Source organism: Pseudomonas sp. AGC41, from assembly GCF_057334555.1.
On sequence record NZ_JBHFJB010000116.1, the window covers coordinates 93061 to 94812 of the forward strand.

Sequence of the window (1752 nt, forward strand, 5' to 3'; positions counted from 1 at the left end):
GTGTATCAGTCACATCAATGCTGGCTGACATACTGCTTTCGCGAGCAGGCTCGCTCCCACATGGACATGTGTTCACAGGGGGGATGTGGTGTGGTGGGCCTATGGCTTATTGGTGATGCCGTACTTGCGCAGCCGATGGGCAATGGCCGTATGAGAGGTTTGCAAGCGGCTGGCGAGTTGACGGGTGGAGGGGTAGTTGGCGTACAGCGATTCGAGCAATTGCTTCTCGAACGCTTCGACGGCTTGCTCCAGGCTTTCGACTTCCACGTCGCCCTGGCGCGCCACGGAGGTGCCGGCGATGTCGAGGTCGCCGATGTCCACCAGGCTGCTCTCGCAGATGGCGGCGGCGCGGAAGATCACGTTCTGCAGTTGTCGCACATTGCCCGGCCAGCGATTGCCCAGCAATGCCGGATACGTGCCGGGGGCCAGCCGGCAGACCGGGCGCTGGATCTGCGCGCAGGCCTGCTGCATGAAATAACGCGCCAGCAGCAGGATGTCCTGGCCGCGTTCGCGCAGCGGCGGGACTTCGACGTTGAGCACGTTCAGGCGGTAGAACAAGTCTTCGCGGAACGAGCCTTCGCTGACCATTTTCTCCAGGTTGCGGTGGGTGGCGCTGAGGATTCGCACATTGACCTTGATCTCCCGATCGCCACCCACACGGCGAAAGCTGCCGTCATTGAGGAAACGCAACAGCTTGGCTTGCAGGTACGGCGACATCTCGCCGATTTCATCGAGAAACACCGTGCCCTGGTTCGCCAGTTCCATCAGCCCCGGCTTGCCGCCGCGCTGGGCGCCGGTGAAGGCGCCGGGGGCATAGCCGAACAGTTCGCTTTCGGCGAGGTTCTCCGGCAGTGCGGCGCAGTTCAGGGCCAGGAATGGCGCGCCGTGGCGGGCGCTGATGGCATGGCAGGCACGGGCCACCAGTTCCTTGCCGGTACCGGTCTCGCCCTGGATCAGCAGCGGCGCATCCAGGGCCGCGACGCGCTGGGCCCGGGCCTTGAGCGTGCGGATCGCCGGGGATTCGCCCAGCAGCGCATCGAAACCCTCGGCGTGGTCGTGATGCAGCGCCGACAGGCGTTCGCCGATGCGGTTTGGCTGATAAAGCGTCAGCAGCGCCCCGGCATCGGTGATGGGCGTGGCGTCCAGCAACAAGGTCTGGCCGTTGAGGGTGATTTCCCGTAGCGGCAGGCGAAAACCGTTTTCCAACAGGGCGTCCAGCAGCGCCGCGTCGCCGAACAGCTCGGCTACGCTTTCCCCGGCCGGTTCCCGACCGTACAAGGCGATCAGCGCGGGGTTGGCGAGCAGCACCTTGCCGGCGCTGTCCAGGGCCAGCACCGGGTCGGTCATGGCGGCGAGCAAGGCATCAAGCTGCAAGTGCCGGCGTTGCCCCGGGAGAATGTCCACCACGGTGACCGCCTGCACGCCGCGCACGCTGAACAATGCCTCGCGCAGTTCGTCGAGCACCTGCGGGCTGAGGGTCGGGGCATCGATGTAGACGTTGGGCGGCACCATCTCCACCGCATCCAGGTTCAAATTGCGCCCGCCAAGCAAGGCCAGGACTTCCTGGGTAATGCCGACGCGGTCGATGAAACTGACGTGGATGCGCATGGGGCGGTTTCGGGTTCTGGGTTACGAAGGGTGGCAAGTATGCCTTGGGCCGGGGTTTTGGTGAAATCCCGGTCATGCGTCGATTTCCATTGTGGGAGCGAGCCTGCTCGCGAAAGCAGTTTGTCAGCCAGCATTGATGTTGAC

Annotated in this window: 1 protein-coding gene; it reads right to left on the reverse strand. The window is 64.2% G+C overall.

Going from position 1 to position 1752, the window contains the following annotated elements; all coding sequences use genetic code 11:
* Nucleotides 1-99: 99 nt before the first annotated feature.
* A complete protein-coding gene (locus tag ACE04F_RS20005; protein ID WP_305496374.1) occupies nucleotides 100-1608 on the reverse strand; it encodes a sigma-54-dependent transcriptional regulator in 1509 nt (502 codons plus the stop codon).
* Between the last annotated feature and the right edge of the window lie 144 nt (nucleotides 1609-1752).

Excerpts from the sequence above, each read along its gene's own strand:
- ACE04F_RS20005 (WP_305496374.1), bottom strand. The coding sequence starts at position 1,608 with ATGCGCATCCACGTCAGTTTCATCGACCGCGTCGGCATTACCCAGGAA.